This window comes from Bradyrhizobium betae, from assembly GCF_004123905.1.
GTDB lineage: Bacteria > Pseudomonadota > Alphaproteobacteria > Rhizobiales > Xanthobacteraceae > Bradyrhizobium > Bradyrhizobium betae_A.
Genome location: NZ_MZXW01000022.1, coordinates 234,844 through 252,336, shown reverse-complemented (window position 1 = coordinate 252,336; position 17,493 = coordinate 234,844). Strand labels below are relative to the sequence as shown.

General features: G+C 65.0%; 20 protein-coding genes. 10 read left to right on the top strand and 10 right to left on the bottom strand.

Annotated features, from left to right (window positions below; all coding sequences use genetic code 11):
* Nucleotides 1-176 precede the first annotated feature (176 nt).
* Nucleotides 177-1,202 carry an aldo/keto reductase gene (locus tag B5V03_RS20860; protein WP_164988162.1) on the bottom strand — a complete coding sequence of 342 codons (1,026 nt, stop codon included), beginning with the start codon at nucleotides 1,200-1,202 and terminating at the stop codon, nucleotides 177-179.
* A 123-nt stretch (nucleotides 1,203-1,325) separates the two neighbouring features.
* Nucleotides 1,326-2,228, bottom strand: coding sequence for a transcriptional regulator GcvA (gene gcvA, locus B5V03_RS20855; protein ID WP_129272268.1), 903 nt, complete (start codon nucleotides 2,226-2,228; stop codon nucleotides 1,326-1,328).
* Nucleotides 2,229-2,470: 242 nt separating this feature from the next.
* Between gcvA and B5V03_RS20850 the strand changes: the two genes are divergently transcribed.
* Nucleotides 2,471-3,793 carry an aspartate aminotransferase family protein gene (locus tag B5V03_RS20850; protein WP_129272267.1) on the top strand — a complete coding sequence of 441 codons (1,323 nt, stop codon included), beginning with the start codon at nucleotides 2,471-2,473 and terminating at the stop codon, nucleotides 3,791-3,793.
* Between the two features lie 20 nt (nucleotides 3,794-3,813).
* On the top strand, nucleotides 3,814-4,716 hold the full coding sequence (locus B5V03_RS20845) for an amino acid ABC transporter substrate-binding protein (RefSeq protein WP_129272266.1): 903 nt from the start codon (nucleotides 3,814-3,816) through the stop codon (nucleotides 4,714-4,716).
* On the opposite strand, the gene B5V03_RS20840 is transcribed toward B5V03_RS20845, so the two are convergent.
* Nucleotides 4,713-4,946, bottom strand: coding sequence for a hypothetical protein (locus B5V03_RS20840; protein ID WP_129272265.1), 234 nt, complete (start codon nucleotides 4,944-4,946; stop codon nucleotides 4,713-4,715). The two genes, B5V03_RS20845 and B5V03_RS20840, sit on opposite strands and share 4 nt — an antisense overlap.
* Nucleotides 4,947-5,038: 92 nt before the next feature.
* Entirely contained in the window at nucleotides 5,039-5,995 is a 957-nt protein-coding gene (locus B5V03_RS20835) for a helix-turn-helix domain-containing protein (protein WP_129272264.1), read from the bottom strand.
* Nucleotides 5,996-6,182: 187 nt separating this feature from the next.
* On the opposite strand from B5V03_RS20835, the gene B5V03_RS20830 reads away from it, so the two are divergent.
* Complete coding sequence (locus B5V03_RS20830; protein ID WP_129272263.1) at nucleotides 6,183-7,199, top strand: carbon-nitrogen hydrolase family protein; 1,017 nt, start codon at nucleotides 6,183-6,185, stop codon at nucleotides 7,197-7,199.
* Between the two features lie 28 nt (nucleotides 7,200-7,227).
* Nucleotides 7,228-8,259 carry a phenylacetaldoxime dehydratase family protein gene (locus B5V03_RS20825; protein WP_129272262.1) on the top strand — a complete coding sequence of 344 codons (1,032 nt, stop codon included), beginning with the start codon at nucleotides 7,228-7,230 and terminating at the stop codon, nucleotides 8,257-8,259.
* On the opposite strand, the gene B5V03_RS20820 is transcribed toward B5V03_RS20825, so the two are convergent.
* Together B5V03_RS20820 and B5V03_RS20815 are read right to left on the bottom strand one after the other, a co-directional pair.
* Nucleotides 8,256-8,894, bottom strand: coding sequence for an HAD family hydrolase (locus tag B5V03_RS20820; RefSeq protein WP_129272261.1), 639 nt, complete (start codon nucleotides 8,892-8,894; stop codon nucleotides 8,256-8,258). The genes B5V03_RS20825 and B5V03_RS20820 overlap by 4 nt on opposite strands.
* 103 nt (nucleotides 8,895-8,997) lie before the next feature.
* Complete coding sequence (locus B5V03_RS20815) at nucleotides 8,998-10,014, bottom strand: TRAP transporter substrate-binding protein (RefSeq protein ID WP_164988161.1); 1,017 nt, start codon at nucleotides 10,012-10,014, stop codon at nucleotides 8,998-9,000.
* A gap of 39 nt (nucleotides 10,015-10,053) precedes the next feature.
* Here B5V03_RS20815 and B5V03_RS20810 point away from each other — a divergent pair, with 39 nt between their 5' ends.
* The 4 genes from B5V03_RS20810 (at nucleotide 10,054) to tsaA (ending at nucleotide 12,785) form a co-directional block, all read left to right on the top strand.
* Nucleotides 10,054-11,073, top strand: coding sequence for a lytic transglycosylase domain-containing protein (locus B5V03_RS20810; RefSeq protein WP_245502282.1), 1,020 nt, complete (start codon nucleotides 10,054-10,056; stop codon nucleotides 11,071-11,073).
* A 98-nt stretch (nucleotides 11,074-11,171) separates the two neighbouring features.
* Nucleotides 11,172-11,912, top strand: coding sequence for an AzlC family ABC transporter permease (locus tag B5V03_RS20805; protein WP_035994751.1), 741 nt, complete (start codon nucleotides 11,172-11,174; stop codon nucleotides 11,910-11,912).
* Nucleotides 11,909-12,259 carry an AzlD domain-containing protein gene (locus B5V03_RS20800; RefSeq protein ID WP_129272258.1) on the top strand — a complete coding sequence of 117 codons (351 nt, stop codon included), beginning with the start codon at nucleotides 11,909-11,911 and terminating at the stop codon, nucleotides 12,257-12,259. Before B5V03_RS20805 ends, B5V03_RS20800 begins: the two co-directional genes overlap by 4 nt.
* Before the next feature lie 34 nt (nucleotides 12,260-12,293).
* Entirely contained in the window at nucleotides 12,294-12,785 is a 492-nt protein-coding gene (gene tsaA / locus B5V03_RS20795; protein ID WP_129272257.1) for a tRNA (N6-threonylcarbamoyladenosine(37)-N6)-methyltransferase TrmO, read from the top strand.
* Nucleotides 12,786-12,905: 120 nt separating this feature from the next.
* Here tsaA and B5V03_RS20790 read toward each other — a convergent pair whose 3' ends face one another.
* The 4 genes from B5V03_RS20790 to B5V03_RS20775 are packed head-to-tail and all read right to left on the bottom strand — an operon-like array spanning nucleotide 12,906 to nucleotide 15,900.
* Nucleotides 12,906-13,334 carry an HIT family protein gene (locus tag B5V03_RS20790; RefSeq protein WP_129272256.1) on the bottom strand — a complete coding sequence of 143 codons (429 nt, stop codon included), beginning with the start codon at nucleotides 13,332-13,334 and terminating at the stop codon, nucleotides 12,906-12,908.
* 50 nt (nucleotides 13,335-13,384) lie between these two features.
* Nucleotides 13,385-14,626 (bottom strand): GNAT family N-acetyltransferase, encoded by a 1,242-nt coding sequence (locus B5V03_RS20785; RefSeq protein ID WP_129272255.1) that lies wholly within the window; start codon nucleotides 14,624-14,626, stop codon nucleotides 13,385-13,387.
* A gap of 54 nt (nucleotides 14,627-14,680) precedes the next feature.
* Nucleotides 14,681-15,427 (bottom strand): glycerophosphodiester phosphodiesterase, encoded by a 747-nt coding sequence (locus B5V03_RS20780; RefSeq protein WP_129272254.1) that lies wholly within the window; start codon nucleotides 15,425-15,427, stop codon nucleotides 14,681-14,683.
* Between the two features lie 5 nt (nucleotides 15,428-15,432).
* On the bottom strand, nucleotides 15,433-15,900 hold the full coding sequence (locus B5V03_RS20775) for a RidA family protein (protein ID WP_129272253.1): 468 nt from the start codon (nucleotides 15,898-15,900) through the stop codon (nucleotides 15,433-15,435).
* A gap of 231 nt (nucleotides 15,901-16,131) precedes the next feature.
* Here B5V03_RS20775 and B5V03_RS20770 point away from each other — a divergent pair, with 231 nt between their 5' ends.
* Nucleotides 16,132-16,977, top strand: a complete 846-nt coding sequence (locus B5V03_RS20770; protein ID WP_129272252.1) for a cell envelope integrity EipB family protein — start codon at nucleotides 16,132-16,134, stop codon at nucleotides 16,975-16,977.
* Between the two features lie 71 nt (nucleotides 16,978-17,048).
* Nucleotides 17,049-17,450: a RidA family protein gene (locus B5V03_RS20765; RefSeq protein WP_129272251.1), complete on the top strand. Its 402-nt coding sequence runs from the start codon at nucleotides 17,049-17,051 to the stop codon at nucleotides 17,448-17,450.
* Nucleotides 17,451-17,493 lie beyond the last annotated feature (43 nt).

Sequence of the window (17,493 nt, the reverse complement as noted above, 5' to 3'; positions counted from 1 at the left end):
GGCGCGCTTGATTCGAGCCCTGTTTCATCCCCGGATTAGGAAATTGCAGGATGGATCGCAACCCGGCAGGACACGGACAGTTCCCGTGCCGCGGGCAGGCCTGACGGCGCCGCGGACACGGGCAGTGCGGCCCGGTGCGATGCAACCCGAGCCGGGACGCGCTTAGCGCTCGCTTGCTACACCGCCGGCGGATTGCGGTCGGAGAAGGCCCCCCGCTGGTGCCAGTAGGGATAGGGCAGCGTCACCTTGCTCGCGGCATCGAGCTTGGCGATCTGCTCCTTCGTCAGCGACCAGCCGACCGCGCCGAGATTTTCGCGCAGCTGCGTCTCGTTGCGCGCGCCGATGATCAACGTCGAGACCGTCGGGCGCTGGAGCAGCCAGTTCAGGGCAATCTGCGAGACGCTCTTGCCGGTCTCCTTTGCGACCTCGTCGATCGCATCGACGACCCGATAGACGTGCTCGTCCGGCACGGGCGGCCCGAAGTCGGCGGTCTGGGGCAGGCGGCTCACCTCGGGCTTCGGCTGGCCGCGGCGGATCTTTCCGGTGAGGCGACCCCAGCCGAGCGGCGACCAGACCACAGCGCCAAGGCCCTGGTCGAGGCCGAGCGGCATCAGCTCCCATTCGTAGTCGCGCCCGATCAGTGAATAGTAGGTCTGGTTGGCGACGTAGCGCGGGAAGCCGTGCCTGTCGGCAACAGAGAGCGACTTCATCAGGTGCCAGCCCGAAAAATTGGAGACGCCGACATAGCGGATCTTGCCGGCGCGCACGAGCACGTCGAGCGTGGACAGCACCTCCTCAGGAGGCGTGAAGGCGTCGAAGCCGTGGAGCTGGAACAGATCGATATAGTCGGTGCCGAGCCGCTTGAGCGAGGCATCGATCGCCGCGAGCAGATGCTGCCGTGACGAACCGATGTCGTTGGGACCGTCGCCGAAGCGGAAGGTGGCCTTGGTCGAGACCAGCACCTTGTCGCGGCGGCCCTTGATGGCTTCGCCGAGAACACGCTCGGACTCGCCGAGCGAATAGACGTCGGCGGTGTCGAACATCGACACGCCGGCCTCGAGGCAGATATCCAGAAGCCGCCGCGCTTCGGTCGCATCCGTCGTGCCCCACGCGGCGAGGCGGCCGACGCCGCCGAACGTGCCCGTTCCCAGGCTCAAGGCAGGCACCATCAGGCCAGATCGGCCCAAGCGTCGGTATTCCATCGGTATGCTCCTCGGCTGGCCGCTGCTTGATCCGTGCGGCCTTGGCGCCGAAGCTAGCGCAAGCATGAGCGTCGCACCATCGCGCGCGCACATGGCGGCTCTGCTTTGCGAGGTGTGCGCTCGTTACGTCATTGTCGTCTGCAGATTCGCAGCCGTAATCTTTGCGCGCAGCCAGGTCTCGAACGCGCCGACATGGCTGCGGCCTTTGGTTTCGGCAGACCGAACCAGATAATAAGACACCGTCTCGACTTCGAACTCGGGCTGGCGGAACGGCGCAATCAGCGTGCCCTTGGCGAGCTCCTCGGCGGCCAGGATCTCGCTTTCGAGAACGACGCCGAGACCTTCGGCGGCTGCATCAATCGCCATGGTGGACCGGTCAAACCACAATTCCTGGCGGGCCTTGATGGTCGATCCGATGACCTTGCGCAGATAGTCGGTCCAGGTCAGCGCGTTCGAGGAATGGATCAGGGTGGCGCGGGCGAGATCAGCGGGCTCGCGAAGCCCGAGCTGTTCGATCAGTTGCGGACTGCACAGCGGACGAAGGCGTTCGGCCAGCAGCGGCTCGACCTGTCTCCCGTCGAAAGTTGGAGGGCGACCATAGGCAATGGCAAGATCGAAGCGAATGGTCTCGAGATCGCGCAAGTCCGAGATGGTCGACAGCCTGATGCCGATCTCCGGATGTTGGCCGATGAAATTTCCGATCCGCGGCTGAAGCCATTTGGCGGCGAAGCTCGGGCCGCTCGCGATGAAGAGATGATCGCGCTGCGATTGCGGCGCCACCAGCCGTGTCGCGCCGATGATCGTTCCGAACGCGCGCTCGATCTCGCTGGCATAGAGGCGGCCGGCATTGCTGAGCACCGCGCGACCGGCGTGCCGGGAAAACACGCGCACGCCGAGGAAATCCTCGAGCTTCTGGATGTGATGGCTGATCGCCGACGGCGTCACGCCAAGCTCCTCGGCGGCGCGGCTGAAGCTGCCGTGGCGCGCGGCCGCTTCGAACGCCGACAGCGCCTTGAGCGGCGGCATTCGTGGCCGTTCCGTTGCCTCCAGCTCATCGGCTGCTGAGTTTTTTGAACTGGCGCCCATCCTGCCTGCCCGGTACGAATTTCCCTGTTGCACGGGCAAGTTTCGTACCGCGAACGCCTCGACGCAACAGCTTCGTGCCCAAAACCCGAACCCGAACCCGAACCCGAACCGGAGAGCGGCGAGCGGACTCGCATCGCCGTGCCGCGCCTGTGCGGCTGACGCCGCTTGCCCGAGGAGACCCCATGACTTCATCGCTGAAACAGGCCGCCGACGAATTCCTGGTCCGGTACGGCGGAGACGTGTTCCCGAACCTCTTCACCTCGGCGAAGGGGACGACCGTCACCGACAGCGACGGGCGCGACTATCTCGATTTCACCTCCGGCCAAATGTGCGCGACGATCGGCCACAATCATCCAGCGATCGTCGCAGCGGTGGAGCGGGCCGGCAAGAAGGCGTTCCATCTGTTCAGCGGAATGATCCCCGAAGTCGTGGCCGAGCTTGCCCAGGTGCTGGCCAAGGACTGGCTGCCCGGCGACCTCAAGCGCTCGATCTTCATCAATACCGGTTCGGAGGCGACTGAAGTCGCGCTCCGGATGGCCAAGATGTACACCGGCGGTTACGAGGTGCTCGTCCTCGGCGGCTCCTGGCACGGCATCACCGGCGGTGCGGCCTCGGTCTCGATGGCGAGCGACCGCAAGGGCTATGGCGTGCCGCCGCCCGGCGTATTCGTGATCCCGGAGCCCAACGCGTACCGGCCCTATATCGACAGGGGGAGCGAGGAAGCGTCCGCGCTCGCCAATCTCGAGCTGGCGTTGAAAATGTTCGACATGCAGTCGAGCGGGCGGGGCGCGGCGATCATCGCCGAGCCCGTGATCAGCGCCGGCGGCGTGCTGGTGCCGCCGAAAGCCTTCATGGAGGCGTTGCGCAAAGCCGCCGACGCGCGGGGCATGCTGCTGATCTTCGACGAGGCCCAGACCGCGTTTGGACGCATCGGCAAGAAGACCGGGGCTGAATATTTCGGCGTCGTGCCCGATATCATGACCATGTCGAAGACGCTCGGCGGGGGGCTTCCGCTTGCGGCCGTGTCGACCACGGAGGCGATCGAGAGCAAGCTCCACGAAGATCATTTCACCTACTACACCAGCCACGTCTCCGATCCTCTCCTGGCCGAGGTCGGGCTCGCGGTGTTGCGCGTGATCGCCGCGGAAAGGCTCGTCGAACGCGCCAATGTCATGGGCGCCTATCTGCGCGGCCGGTTCGAGGGCCTTCAGCAGAAATACGAGCAGATTGGCGACATCAGGGGCATGGGGCTTCTGCTCGGTGTCGAGCTGGTCACCGATCGCAACAGCCGGCGCGCGGCCCATCAGCTCGGCGCGCTGACGACGAAGAAGTGCTTCGAGTATGGGCTGAGCATGAACATCCGCCGCCGCCCCGAACGCGGATCGGTGTGGCGCATCGCACCGCCCCTGACCGTCTCGACCGAGGAGATCGACCGCGCTGTCGAGATCCTGGATCGGTCCTTGAGGGAAAGCCTCGACGAGCTGTCGCGAAGTCCCGCCGCTTAAGCAACAGTCCGGAGGCTGACATGATCTGCAAACACGCGCCGACGCTTGCCATTGCCGCTCTCTCGCTTGTGCTGCTAGATATTCCAGCAGCACACGCGGCCAGCCAGACCCTCGAAAAAATCAAGGAGGTCGGAAAGGTCACGTTTGGCTACCGTGAGGCCTCGATTCCGTTCGCCTATCTCGGGGCCGACCAGAAGCCGACCGGGCTCTCGCTCGATCTCTGCTCCGCAGTGGCCGACAAGATCAGGGCCGTGTTGAATCGGTCTGCGCTGCAAATTGACTACGTGCCGGTGAATGCGTCCAATCGTATTCCGCTGCTTCAGAACGGCACCATCGACGTCGAGTGTGGCAGCACGACCAACACCGCCGAACGGCAGAAGCAGGTTGCGTTCTCCGTCGCAACCTCTGTCGCATCGCCGCGCTGGCTGGTGCCTACCTCCTCGCAGGTGATGGAGCCGAAAGGCTTGGACGGGCAGACCGTCGTCATCACGCAGGGCTCGCTGAACTTCAGTGTCGCCAGGAAGTTTCTCGACGATCAGAAACTGAATGTGACGATTGTTCAAGCCAAGGACCACGCCGAGTCGCTTCTCATGCTTGGAACAGGCCGCGCCGCGGCGTGGTTCGAGGACGATATTTTGGTCGCCGGGCTCGTCGCGAATGCGGCCGATCCCAAGGCTTTCCGGATGCTGGCGACGACCTATGCGCCGTCCTATTACGGCCTGATGACCCGCAGCGAGGATCCGGAATTCAAGACTCTCGTCGATACCGCGATCAGGGAGACGATGGCGTCCGGCGCGTTCGATCGCCTCTACGCCAGATGGTTCGAATCGCCGATTCCGCCGAGAGGACAGAACCTCCGGCTTCCGATGAGCGAAGCGATGAAGGCGCGCGTCAAGTCTCCCAGCGATGCGCTCGTCCCCTAATCGTGCCGGAGCATGTCGTCGAACGCGGGATCGCCGGCATGCAGGCTGCTCTTCGGCGTCGTTCGCGTTTCGATCCGTTCTGCGGCAGCGGGAACGCAGGCAAGTTCGCTGTTGCGCGCCTTCTGCGGCAGGAGTGTGAGGCTCCAGCCCACCACGACCAGCACCGCGAGCCGGGTCGCGATCACGCCCAGCAACAGCTCCAGTCCGCTTGTCGTCGCGTGAGTCCTCATGCGTGCCAGCCTGATGCACGGCTTCCGACAAGACAATCTGGAATTGGCGAGCTTTGCCTTCGTCCCAAACGAAGGCTCGGGAAGATGGCTGCTCAGTGCCGCAGCTGGCTCTGCCTGAAATCCCGCGGCGACATCCCAAAGTGCTCGCGGAAGACGCGGCCGAAATGCGAGAGGTCGTTAAAGCCCCAGGCGAACGCGATCTCGCTGATGTGGCGGTGAGCGAGCATGGGCGAGGCGAGGTCGCGCCGGCATTGGGCGAGACGTTCGGCAAGGACGTAGCGCTGGAACGAAATGTCCTCGTCGGCGAGGAGATCGTTGACATAGCGCGGCGAGATGCCGAGCGCGGCTGCGCTCTCCGCCAGCGACAGGTCGGGATCGGCAAGGTGCGCGCGGATGTGGGCCTTCAGCCGGTAGAGCAGGGCGGAGCGGTGGGTTGAGGATGGCAGCGATGTCTTGCCGAGCCGCTCGCTCAGCGCCATCGCCAGCAGATCGACGGCCTGTTCCGACAACGCCGCGGCATGGTCCGGAGCAAGCCGGTCCGCGCTGTGGCAGAGCCTGAAGATGAAATCGTAAGCGATCCGTTCGAGTGGCATGTCAGCGCCGAATGAGATTGCGGTGAGCGCCTCGGTGGCGCCGAGCCGCCGCTGCAACATCTCGCGCGGCACCTTGAAGATGGTCTGCGTAAAACTGTCGTTGAACTTCAGCTCATAGGGACGCGTGGTGTCATAGAGCGCGAACTCGCCGGGATGGATCACGGTCTCTCGGCCGTCCTGCACCACGCCGCCGTCGCCGCGATTGCCGAGCGCGACCAGAACATAATCCTGGTCCGAGCGTGCGATGCGCGAGGGCGTGCGGAACACGTGCTGGCGGTCGGAGCAGACGTCGGAGCACACCGCTTTGCCGAGCGGGACTTGCGTGACCGAGCCGTGAAAGGCGCTGCCGAGGTCGGACTTGCAGTCGAGCCCGACAAAAACATCGCAGACGATGTCCTGCCAGAGAGCGAGCCGCCGGTAGCCGGGGCTGTCGTCCGTGGTGAACTGGATTGGCATCGGCAAGCCTCCCTGTCACATCCCGCAAAATCGCAGATCCAGCCCGGCCGCAGGCAAATTCCGTACCCGTTCGGCGATCCTGTCCAGTCGAGTTTTTGTTCCGCCGTGGTCGAGCGCCCGGCCGCCCGGCTTGGCTCAATAGACTGCATCGGACGTGGTCTGCGATCAACCGGCAATGGAGGCGGCAATGGGCATCGAACATCCAAAGTACAAGGTGGCGGTGGTGCAGGCGGCGCCCGCCTGGCTCGATCTCGACGCCTCGATCGACAAGTCGATCGCGCTGATCAAAGAGGCCGCCGAAAAGGGGGCCAAGCTGATCGCCTTTCCCGAGGCCTTCATCCCCGGCTATCCCTGGCACATCTGGATGGACTCGCCGGCCTGGGCGATTGGCCGCGGTTTTGTGCAGCGCTATTTCGACAATTCGCTGTCCTATGACAGCCCGCAGGCCGAGCGTTTGCGCGACGCCGTGCGCAAGGCAAAACTGACGGCCGTGATCGGCCTCTCCGAACGCGACGGCGGCAGCCTGTATCTGGCGCAATGGTTGATCGACCCCGACGGTGAGACCATCGCAAAGCGCCGCAAGCTGCGGCCGACCCATGCCGAGCGCACGGTCTATGGCGAGGGCGACGGCAGCGATCTTGCCGTGCATGCGAGGGCCGACATCGGCCGTATCGGCGCGCTGTGCTGCTGGGAGCATCTTCAGCCGCTGTCGAAATATGCGATGTACGCCCAGAACGAGCAGGTGCATGTCGCGGCCTGGCCGAGCTTCTCGCTCTACGATCCCTTTGCACCGGCGCTCGGCGCCGAGGTCAACAATGCCGCCTCGCGCGTTTATGCCGTGGAGGGCTCCTGCTTCGTGCTCGCGCCGTGCGCGACAGTCTCGCAGGCCATGATCGACGAGCTCTGCGACCGGCCGGACAAGAACGCGTTACTGCACGTCGGCGGCGGCTTTGCCGCGATCTACGGGCCCGATGGCAGCCAGATCGGCGACAAGCTCGCGCCGGATCAGGAGGGCCTCCTGATTGCCGAGATCGATCTCGGCGCCATCGGTATCGCCAAGAACGCCGCCGATCCCGCCGGGCACTATTCGCGGCCCGATGTGACGCGGCTGCTGCTCAACAAGAAGCGATACCAGCGCGTCGAGCAGTTTTCGCTGCCGGTCGACAGTGTCGAGCCCACCGACATTGCGGCGGCGGCGAGCTGATCGCCGTAATCACGGGGAGGGCATGGCCATGGAATCCGCAATTCCTGCATATCTCGAAACGATGCGCACGCGCCACAAACGCGTGCCAGATGATTACGAACCGCCGTATCCGTCCTTCGTGGCGCGTTACAAGCCGGCCGTGAGCCGGGTCGTGATGGCCTATTTCGGTGTGCAATATCGCGGCGAGACGCCGCTGGCGGTGCTGACTGAGATCGCGGGGCTGCTTGCGGGTGAGGATGGTCCTTCACATTGGGACCGCGCGCACTATGTTGACCAGTCGGGCTATGAGACCATCGTCACGGTGGCCTATTGGGGCGATGTCGCACGATTCGATGCCTGGTTCGCACCGGCGCGCGAAGCCTGGACCGGCAAGGCGCGGGATGGCATCGGCACCTTCATCGAGGTGCTGCGCCCCACGGTGGCGCGGCACGAGACGCTGTTCTCCTCGCCCGATCGACCCGAGGGTGTCGCCGTCATCGCGGAAGGCATGAGCGGCGAGGTGCAGGAGCACGCCTATTGGGGCGGCATGCGCGACCGCATTCCGCTGTCGCAGACCGATGCGATGGCGCCCGGTGGCGCACCTGAGCTGATCCGCGACGGCGCGCGGCTGCGCGTGACGGCGCACGACAATCTCTGCCTGATCCGCTCCGGGCAGGACTGGAGCGACACCGAGTCGTCCGAGCGAAAGCTCTATCTCGACGACGTCGAGCCGGTGCTGCGCGAGGGCATGGATTTTCTGCGCGACGACGGTCTTGGCATCGGCTGCTACGCCAACCGCTACATGCATGTACTCGCGGCCGACGGCAGCGCCAGCGAAAAATCCTATGGCCAGAGCTGGTGGAAAAGTCTCGCCGCGCTGGAACGCTGGGCGGAGTCGCATCCGACCCATGTCAAGATTTTTGGTGCGGCGATGAAGTATCTCTCGACGCTCGGGCCGTCAGCAAAATTGCGGCTCTATCACGAGGTCACGGTAGCGGCCGCCGACGAGCAGTTCTTCGAATATCGGAACTGCCACCCGAAAACCGGCATGCTGGCGGCGGTCGAAACCGTCAGCGCCTAGACCACACAATGGCCGAGCAGCTCGGGATGCGCCGCGCAGATGTGATGCGCGCCGGCGTCCCGCAGCTCGGCCTCGCTGCCATAGCCATAGAGCACGCCGATCGCGGTCATGCCGTTGGTGCGGGCGCCGACGACGTCATGGCTGCGGTCGCCGATCATGATCGCGGTAGCGGGATCGACCTTGGCCTCTTCGAGCGCGTAGCGGAGCAGGTCGCGCTTGTCGACGCGGGTGCCGTCGAGCTCGGAGCCGAACACGCGCTCGAAATACGGCTTCAGGCCAAAGTGCTCGACGATGCGAATGGCGTAGACGGCAGGCTTGCTGGTCGCCACGAACATGCGCGGCGTTATCGCGGCAAGCGTCGTCAGCGTGTCCACGATGCCGGCATAGGTCTCGTTCTCGAACAGGCCGATATCGCTAAAACGCTCGCGGTAGAGCAGCAGCGCGCGGTCGGCGAGCTCGTCGCTTCCCGTGAGCTTCTTCAGGCTGGCATGCAGCGGCGGCCCGATGCACCAGGTCAGCTCGTCCTCGCTCGGGACGGCAAGACTCAACCGCTCCAGCGCGTACTGAATCGAGCGGGTGATCCCGGGTTTTGGGTTGGTCAGCGTGCCGTCGAGATCGAAATAGATTGTGGCCATCAGGGCGGAACCAGCTTTGATGTTTCCGCCCGTTGCTAATCGGCTGGGCTCTCAAGTCAAGGGCCAAGACGTCTCAAGAGCAAGACGTCTCAAGAGCAAGGCGTCATTGCTGCCGGGCCCATGCGACGATCGCGGCCGCATCGGTGCCGGCCTTGGCCTCCCAGCTGGCGATCGTGCTTGTGGCGGCGTTGCGGAGGGCCGCGACGAGAGACTGCGGCGCGGGCTCGACGATGTTCACGCCGTTGTCGCGCATGCGTGCGTAATTCTCGGCCGTGCGATGGGCGAGCAGCGCGAACTGGCTCTGCTCGGTCTCGGTTGCGGCCGCCATCACCTCGCGCTGCATCGGCTCGGACAGTGCGGCAAACGCCTCGCTGTGGACGAAGGCGATCGAGACCGGCATCGCGTAGTTGATCGCGGTGAAATGCGGCAGGAAGTCCCAGAGTTTTCGCCCCGCGCCGCCGTCGCCGGAGGTGAGGAATGCGTTCAGTTGATGGTCCTTCAGGCCGGCCAACGCTTTGTCCATCGGCAGGAACTGCGCATTGGCCCCGGCTGCGCGCATCACCGCGCTGGAATTGGCGTCGTAGGCTCGCAAGTTCAGCTTTGGCAGATCGTCGGCGCCTGCGAGCGCATGATCCGACCAGAGGCCGGTCGCCGGCCAGATCGTCAGATAGAGCAGCTTGAGACCGCGGTCGGCGAACGCCTTCTCGTAGAGCGGTCGTGCCCGTGCGTTGGTGGCGCGGGCGACCTCGACGGATTGTACCACGAAGGGCAGCGTGGAGAGGCCGAGCACGGGATCGAGGCCGGACAGCGCGCCGGCAAAGGCATCGCCGCCGGCGATCCGGCCATCGAGCGCCGCGCCCGGCATTTCGCCCGAGCTGATCTTGAGCTCGTTGTCGAAGGCGTTGACCAGGGTCACGAAACCGTTTGTGCGCGCCGCGACGCGATCGGCGAAACTGGTGAGGCCGATCCCGGAAATGTTGTTTTGAGGATATTCCGTGGTCATCCGCCAGCTGACTTGCGCCATCGCGGGCGCGGAGGACAGGACGAGGGCGGCGAGGGCAAGGAGAGCGCGGATCCGTTTGGCGGGGATGCGCATTGGGAGAAGCAGTTCAGGCAGCATATATTGGCAACTCGTTGAACCATGGCACGATGCCGGAACATGGCAGATCATCTTGTTGCACGCGGCGCCGGCGTGCGCCACAGCGATGCTTGGGCAGTGTTGGCGCGAATTGCAGCACTCGTCGTTGCCGCACTGCTGGCCTCTGCGACGGAGGTCGCGGCGTGGGACAGCTCGCCGGCAAAGACTGGCGTCGCCATCCCCAGCGTCGAAGAGCTCGCGGTGCCGTCGGCGAAGCCGGATGCGCGCGAGAGCGACACGCGTGAATCGATATGCCTGATCGTGGAGGCCGCCGCGCGAGATGCCAATCTGCCGCTGGAATTCTTCGCCCGCGTGATCTGGCAGGAAAGCCGTTTCCAGGCCGATGCGGTGGGGCCGATGACGCGGAGCGGCGAGCACGCGCAGGGGATCGCGCAGTTCATGCCGGGCACCGCGAGCGAGCGCGGGCTGCTCAATCCCTTCAATCCGGTCCAGGCGCTGCCGAAGTCGGCGGAGTTTTTGAACGAGCTGCGCAACCAGTTCGGCAATCTCGGCCTTGCGGCTGCAGCCTACAATGCCGGGCCGCGGCGGGTGCAGGAATGGCTCGCGGGCACCGGCCCAATGCCGGAACAGACGCGCAATTACGTCTACGCCATTACGGGCACGAGCGTCGATGCATGGGCCAAGGCTGGCGCGACCGGCAAGGGACCGCCGAGTTTGCCGCCGACGAGCTGCCGCGACCTGATGGCGCTGTTGAAGCGCGCACCAAATGCCTTCGTCGCCGAGCTCGAACAGCATGTGGAGCTTGCCGCCGCAAAAATTTGGGGCGTCCAGCTCGCCGCCGGCTTCGACCGCAACAAGGCGCTGGCGATGTATTCCCGCGCGGTCACGCGGCTGAGCGCCGTGATCGGCGAACGCGATCCGAGCCTGCTCTCATCGGTGGTGCGCAGCCGTGGTTCGCACGCGTTCTACCAGGTCCGCATCGGTGCCGACACGCGGCCTGAGGCGGACGATCTCTGCAATCGCATCCGGAAAGCGGGCGGCGCCTGCTTCGTGCTGAAGAACCGCGGTGTGAGCGGGTAGGGACCGCGCGCATGCCAGCCCCGCCGCGCGCTTCCTTGACGCGAGGCGCCGCATTGCCCGTTATGCGGGCACGATTCCTCATCCCGGCCAAGTCTCTCGTGGCGCTTCCTCCGCTCGATTCCCCTCAATGGCAAAGTCCCTGGCGCGCCTTTGCGTGGGGGCTGCGCTCGATCACGCAGACGATCCTCACTCTCGTCCTGTTTGCGACCTATCTCGGCATCGGCGCGCTCGCCCATGACACGCACTTCAGCCTGCTCTGGGCACTCTGCTCGACGCTGTTCGTCTGGGCGGGGCCGGCACAGATCATCCTGATCACCACGCTCGGCTCGGGCGCCACCGTCATCCAGTCGGCGATCGCGGTGACCGTCAGCGCCATCCGCCTGTTCCCGATGGTGGTCTCGGTGCTGCCGCTGATGCGCACACCGACGACCAAGCGGCGCGAGCTGTTCTTCGCGGCGCATCTCACCGCGGTGACGCTGTGGGTCGAGTGCCATCGTTTCCTGCCGCAGGTGCCGCGCGAGCGGCGGATCGCGTTCGTCAACGGACTTGGCTTCGGCCTGGTCTCGGTGTGTCTCACCGCCAATACGGTCGGCTACTTCCTCGCCGCCAATCTGACGCAAACGCTGGGTGCCGCGATCCTGCTGCTGACGCCGCTGTCGTTTCTGTTCTCGACCGCGCGCAACAGCCGCGAGGTCGCCGACGTCGTCGCGCTGGCGCTCGGGGTTCTGCTGTATCCGCTGGCCGCGAAGATGAACTCGGGCCTCGACATTCTCGTCAGCGGCCTCGTGGCGGGCACGATCGCCTATGGCGTGCACTGGTGGCGGGAGGTGCGCGCATGAGCTTTGCGCAGCTCATCGGCGACTGGCATGCGCTGGCGGTGCTGTTCGTCGCCGGCGTCGTTCCCAACCAGATATGGCGCATGCTGGGCCTGTGGTTCGGCGGCGGGATCGACGAGGGCTCGGAGCTTCTGGTCTGGGTGCGGGCGGTTGCGACCGCGATCCTCGCCGGCGTCATCGCCCAGATCGTGGTCGAGCCGCCGGGCGCGCTGGCAAGCGTGCCCGATGTCCTGCGCTATGGCGCCGTGGCGGCGGGCCTCGTCGTCTTTCTGCTGACCCGCCGCTCGATCTTCGCGGGCGTGGTCACAGGCGAGGTCTTCATGCTGGCCGGCAAATGGTGGTTGGGCTAAAACCGCTTTCGACTGGCTTTAAGGAACAGGAAATATGGTTCGCGAACAGGAGCTCCGCGAGGGCGAGGTCGCTATCGAGTTGCCGTCCACGGAGGATGCCGGCCTCGTCTTCATCGGCCGCATCCGCACGCCCTGGACCTCGCGGCTGGAGACGCCGCGGCAGGGGCGTCACGACGGCCCGATCTGTCGCCTCGAAATCTTCGAGCCGTTCGTGCCGGCCATCAATGGCGTCGACTTCTACAGCAATCTCGAAGTGCTCTACTGGCTCGACCAGTCGCGCCGCGACATCGTTCTGCAGAGCCCGAAGAACAACGACAAAACCCGCGGCACGTTTTCGCTGCGCTCGCCGGTGCGGCCCAATCCGATCGGCACCTCGATCGTGAAGCTGGTCGGCATCGAGGGGAATGCGATCCTGGTGCGCGGCCTCGACTGTATCGACAACACGCCGCTGATCGACATCAAGCCGGATCGTTGCGAGTTCACCCCGCTGGCCGCGCCGCAGCCGGGGGATTTTCAGACGGAGTAAGTGGCGCTCCGCTCTAACCCCGTCATTGCGAGGAGCCCTTGCGACGAAGCAATCCAGACTGCCTCTGCGGAAGCACTCTGGATTGCTTCGCTCCGCTCGCAATGACGAGTGGAGAGAGCCTCAGCCCGCCTTCAGCGCCGCGATCAACTTGGTCGCGTTCTCTTCCAGCACCTTGACGTCTTCCTTGCGACTGGCGGGCGGCAGCATGGCCACGCCATCATGTCGCGGCATCACGTGCATGTGGAGATGAAACACCACCTGACCGCCGGCGGCCTCGTTGAACTGCTGCACGGTGATGCCGTCGGCGTTGAACGCCTTCATCGCCGCCATCGCGATCTTCTTCGCGCCGCGCGCGACATGGGCGTAATCGTCCGGCGTGATGTCGAGGATGTTGCGGGCAGGGGCCTTCGGGATCACCAGCGTATGGCCTGGCACGCGCGGCATGATGTCGAGGAAGGCAAAGACATGCTCGTCCTCATAGACCTTGTGGCAGGGAAACTCGCCGCGCAGGATCTTTGCAAAGATGTTGTTGGGGTCATAGGCGGTCATAGCGGGCTCCCTGGAATTTCGCGCTAACTGTCACCAGAGGCGGCAAACCGTCAAGGCGCCTCGTCGATGCCCTTGCGGAACGGGCCGAGCTCGGCCAGCTCCCGCCCGGCCTCCGCGACGTAAGCGCGCTCACGCTTGAGGTAATCGTCGATGGCGCGGCGCAGGCCGGGATCGGCGATGAAGTGGGCGGAATGGGTGGTTCGCGGCAGGTAGCCGCGCGCGATCTTGTGCTCGCCCTGCGCGCCGGCCTCGACATGCGTAAGGCCGCGTTTGATGGCGAAGTCGATGGCCTGGTAATAGCAGACCTCGAAATGAAGGAAGGGGTGATGCTCGACCGCGCCCCAGTTGCGGCCGAACAGCGTGTCCGAGCCGATGAAGTTGATCGCGCCCGCGACCCAGCGATCGTTGCGGCGGGCCATCACCAGCAGCACATCCTCGCTCATGGTTTGGCCGATCAACGAGAAGAATTCGCGGGTGAGGTACGGCCGCCCCCATTTGCGCGAGCCGGTCTCCATGTAGAACATGAAAAACGCATCCCAGGCATCCTCGGTGATGTCTTTTCCGGTGAGCCAGTGGATCGTGGCGCCGGCTGCGAGCGCATCGCGCCGCTCGCGCTTGATCGACTTGCGGTGGCGGGAGTTCAGGGTGGCGAGAAAATCGTCGAAGCTCGCAAAACCTTCGTTGCGCCAGTGGAACTGCTGGTCGGTGCGCTGGAGGAAGCCGTGCTGGGCGAGCAGCTTCCATTCAGCCTCACGCGCGAAGGTGACGTGCACCGAGGACGCCTTGCTGACGCCGCACAGGGCCACCAGGCCGCTCGCCAGTGCCTCCGTGATGCGGTCGTGGTCAACGCCGTCGCGGACCAGGAGACGTGGTCCCGTCGCCGGGGTGAAGGGAACCGAGACCTGCAGCTTTGGATAGTAGCGCCCTCCGGCCCGCTCATAGGCATCCGCCCAGCCGCGGTCGAAGACGTATTCGCCTTGGGAATGCGATTTCAGATAGCAGGGCACGACCCCGGCGACGCGGCCGTCAACCTTGGCCACCAGATGCCGAGGACCCCAGCCGGTGCGGATCGTGGCTGAACCCGATTTCTCAACGGCGGACAGAAATGCGTGGGAGACGAACGGGTTATAGGCGGGCTTTAAGAGGCCGAGGGAATCGCTTGTAAGGGCGGATGAGGTTCCCGCGCCATGCCCGCTACAAATCTTGCCGGGATTGGCACAGGCGTCCCAATCCTCAGCAGCTACTTCGCCAATCGACGGGACCGCCTCGAGCGTGATTTCAGATGATGCCATCGTGCCCAAGATCGTGCATTGCAGCAGTGACTTCAAGAGTGGGGAACATCATGCCTACGGCACGAACCCCTCAAAGATCATCTGGTCGGCATATTGCCTGACCCGCGTCCGCTGCTCGGGCGTGCGCACCGTCCAGCCAAGCAGGGCGCAGCCGAAGACGTTGCGGGCGATCCAGGGGGCGGGGGCCGGGAGGTGGTCGACCTTGAAGGCGACGAAGTGCGGCTGGGTCTGAAAACCGTGACGCAAATACAGCATGCTGTCGCGCTGCGCCTGCGTCAGGTAGGCCCAATACTCGTCCTCATAGCTCCGCTGCGCGACGATGCCGCGCGGGCGGGAGGGCAACAGCTCGCGCAGCGCCAGCACCTGGTCGGGATCGAAGGACATGCCGACCGCGGGGCCGGCATAGGAGGCCAGCACCTCGGCCATCCGCTTCACCAGCTTGCGGTCGCCGCCAAAATGGCTCTTCACCTCGATCACCAGCGGCACTCGGCCGGCGACCATGGTGCAGAGGTCGGACAGCGACATCATCCGCTCGTCGGTGTCCTTGAATCTGATCGCCTTCAGTTCCGCGGCGGTCTTCTCGACCACCTCGCCGGCGGCCTCGGTGAGGCGACCGAGGGCATGGTCATGATGGATCATCGCCTCGCCATCGGACGAGAGCTGGATGTCGACCTCGATCGCGAAATTGCCCGCGATCGCCGCCTGCACCGCGCCCGGCATGTTCTCTACGATGCCGCGGGAGATGTCATGCAGGCCGCGGTGGGCGACCGGCCGGGCTGTCAGCCAATCAGGAGCGCGCATTCGGGTCAGGCGACCTCGAACACGCCCTCGACCTCGACCGCCGCATCCGCGGGCAGCGAGGCGACGCCGACGGTGGTGCGGGCGTGGCGACCCTTGTCTCCGAAGGCGGCGACCATCAGGTCGGAGGCGCCGTTCAGCACCTTCGGCCCGTCCAAAAAGTCCGGCGCCGAGTTGATGAAGCCGCCGAGGCGCACCACGCGCACGACCTTGTCGAGGTCGCCGAGCGCTGCCTTGACCTGGGCCAGCAAATTGACGGCGCAGCCGCGGGCCGCCGCAGCACCGTCCTCGATTGAGACGCCGGCGCCCAGCTTGCCCTTGGCAATCAGCTTGCCGTCGGGGGCAAAGCAGACCTGGCCGGAGACGAACAGCAGATTACCGGTGCGCACAAACGGGACGTAATTGGCCACCGGGGTGGGGGCCTCGTGCAGCTTGATGCCCTGTTCCGCCAGTTTCTGCTCGACCGTGCCCGCCATGTTCGACCTCGTTGTCCAAAAAATCATCCGCCCGGCGCGTCCTTTTGGAGGCCGGGAGGGCCCTGTTTCGCCCATCGTGCCGCCACATGCAAGCAACCGGAGGGGCTGCATTTTCTTGAGGCAGGGCAGCAGGTTCAGCGGGAGGGGTGCAACTTTACGTGAAACGGCCTCAGTTGCGACGCAATGGAACGGTCACTAAACTGTCGAATCTGCGCTTCCCAGGGATGAGACATGCTGCACCTTTTCCGGACTTCGCTCGGTGTGATGGCGCTCGCGGCGGCCGCCCTCGGCGTAGGCGGTGGAGCGCAGGCGGCCAGCGGTCCGTTCCTGGCGCACCAGGCGCTCTACGACCTCAGCCTCGTCAAATCGCGCTCCAACTCGGTCAACAGCGCGCGCGGTCGCATCCTCTACAATTTCACCGGCAGCTCGTGTGAGGGCTACACCTCCGAATTCCGCCAGGTGTCCGAGCTCGACAGTGGCGAGGGCAAGATCACGCTCAGCGACCTCCGCTCCAACTCCTGGGAAGACGCCGCTGGAAAAAGCTACCGCTTCAAGATCGAGACGCGGATGAACGAGGCCGACGCCGGCCGGGTCGACGGTTCGGCCGAGCGCGACGGCGACCACATCAACGTCAAGCTGAAGCTGCCGGCGCCGAAGAATTTCACTCTCGACGGCAAGGTCGTGTTCCCGACCGAGCAGATCCAGCGCATCATTGCCGCCGCCAGGGACGGCAAGTCGCTGCTCGAGCTCTCCGTCTATGACGGCTCCGACGACGGCCAGAAAGTCTACAACACGCTGACCGTGATCGGCCAACCGATCCCCGCCGACCGCACCGCATCGCCTGATGCGTCGACGTCGGACGAGCACATGAAGTCGCTGAAGCGCTGGCCCGTCACCGTCAGCTACTTCGACCGCGAGTCGCAGCAGAAGGAAGGCGAACAGACGCCGGTCTACGCGATGGCGTTCGAGCTTTACGAAAACGGCGTCTCGCGCCAGCTCGTGCTCGATTACAACGATTTTGTGATTTCCGGCGCGATGGGCAAGTTCGACGTGAAGGACAGCAAGCCCTGTAATTGAGGGGCGAGGCTAGCCCTCAGCTCCCTCTCCAGCTACGCTCCCTTCCAACCACAAACTCCGGGAGCCAGCCCATGCCCAAGCTCGACCATCTCCGCCCCAGCGGCCTGCATCACAATCCCGCTTATTCCCACGTCGTCACCGCCACCGGCGCGCGCACTATCTACATCTCCGGCCAGGTCTCGACCGACGAGGAGGGACGGATCGTCGGCGAGGGCGATCTTGCTGCACAGACCACGCAGGTGATGCAGAATCTCGGCCATGCGCTGAAGGCCGCCGGCGCGAGCTATTCCAACATCGTCAAGATCACGACCTTCGTGGTCGGCTACAAGCCGGAGCTGCGCCCCATCATCGGCAAGGCCCGCTCGGCCTTCTTCGAAGGCATGGAGCCGCCGGCTTCGACCCTCGTCGGCGTCTCCGCGCTCGCAGCGCCGGAATGGCTGATCGAGATCGAGGCGATCGCGGTCGCGGATTGAGGCGACCGTAGGATGGGTGGAGCACTTGCGAAACCCATCGCCC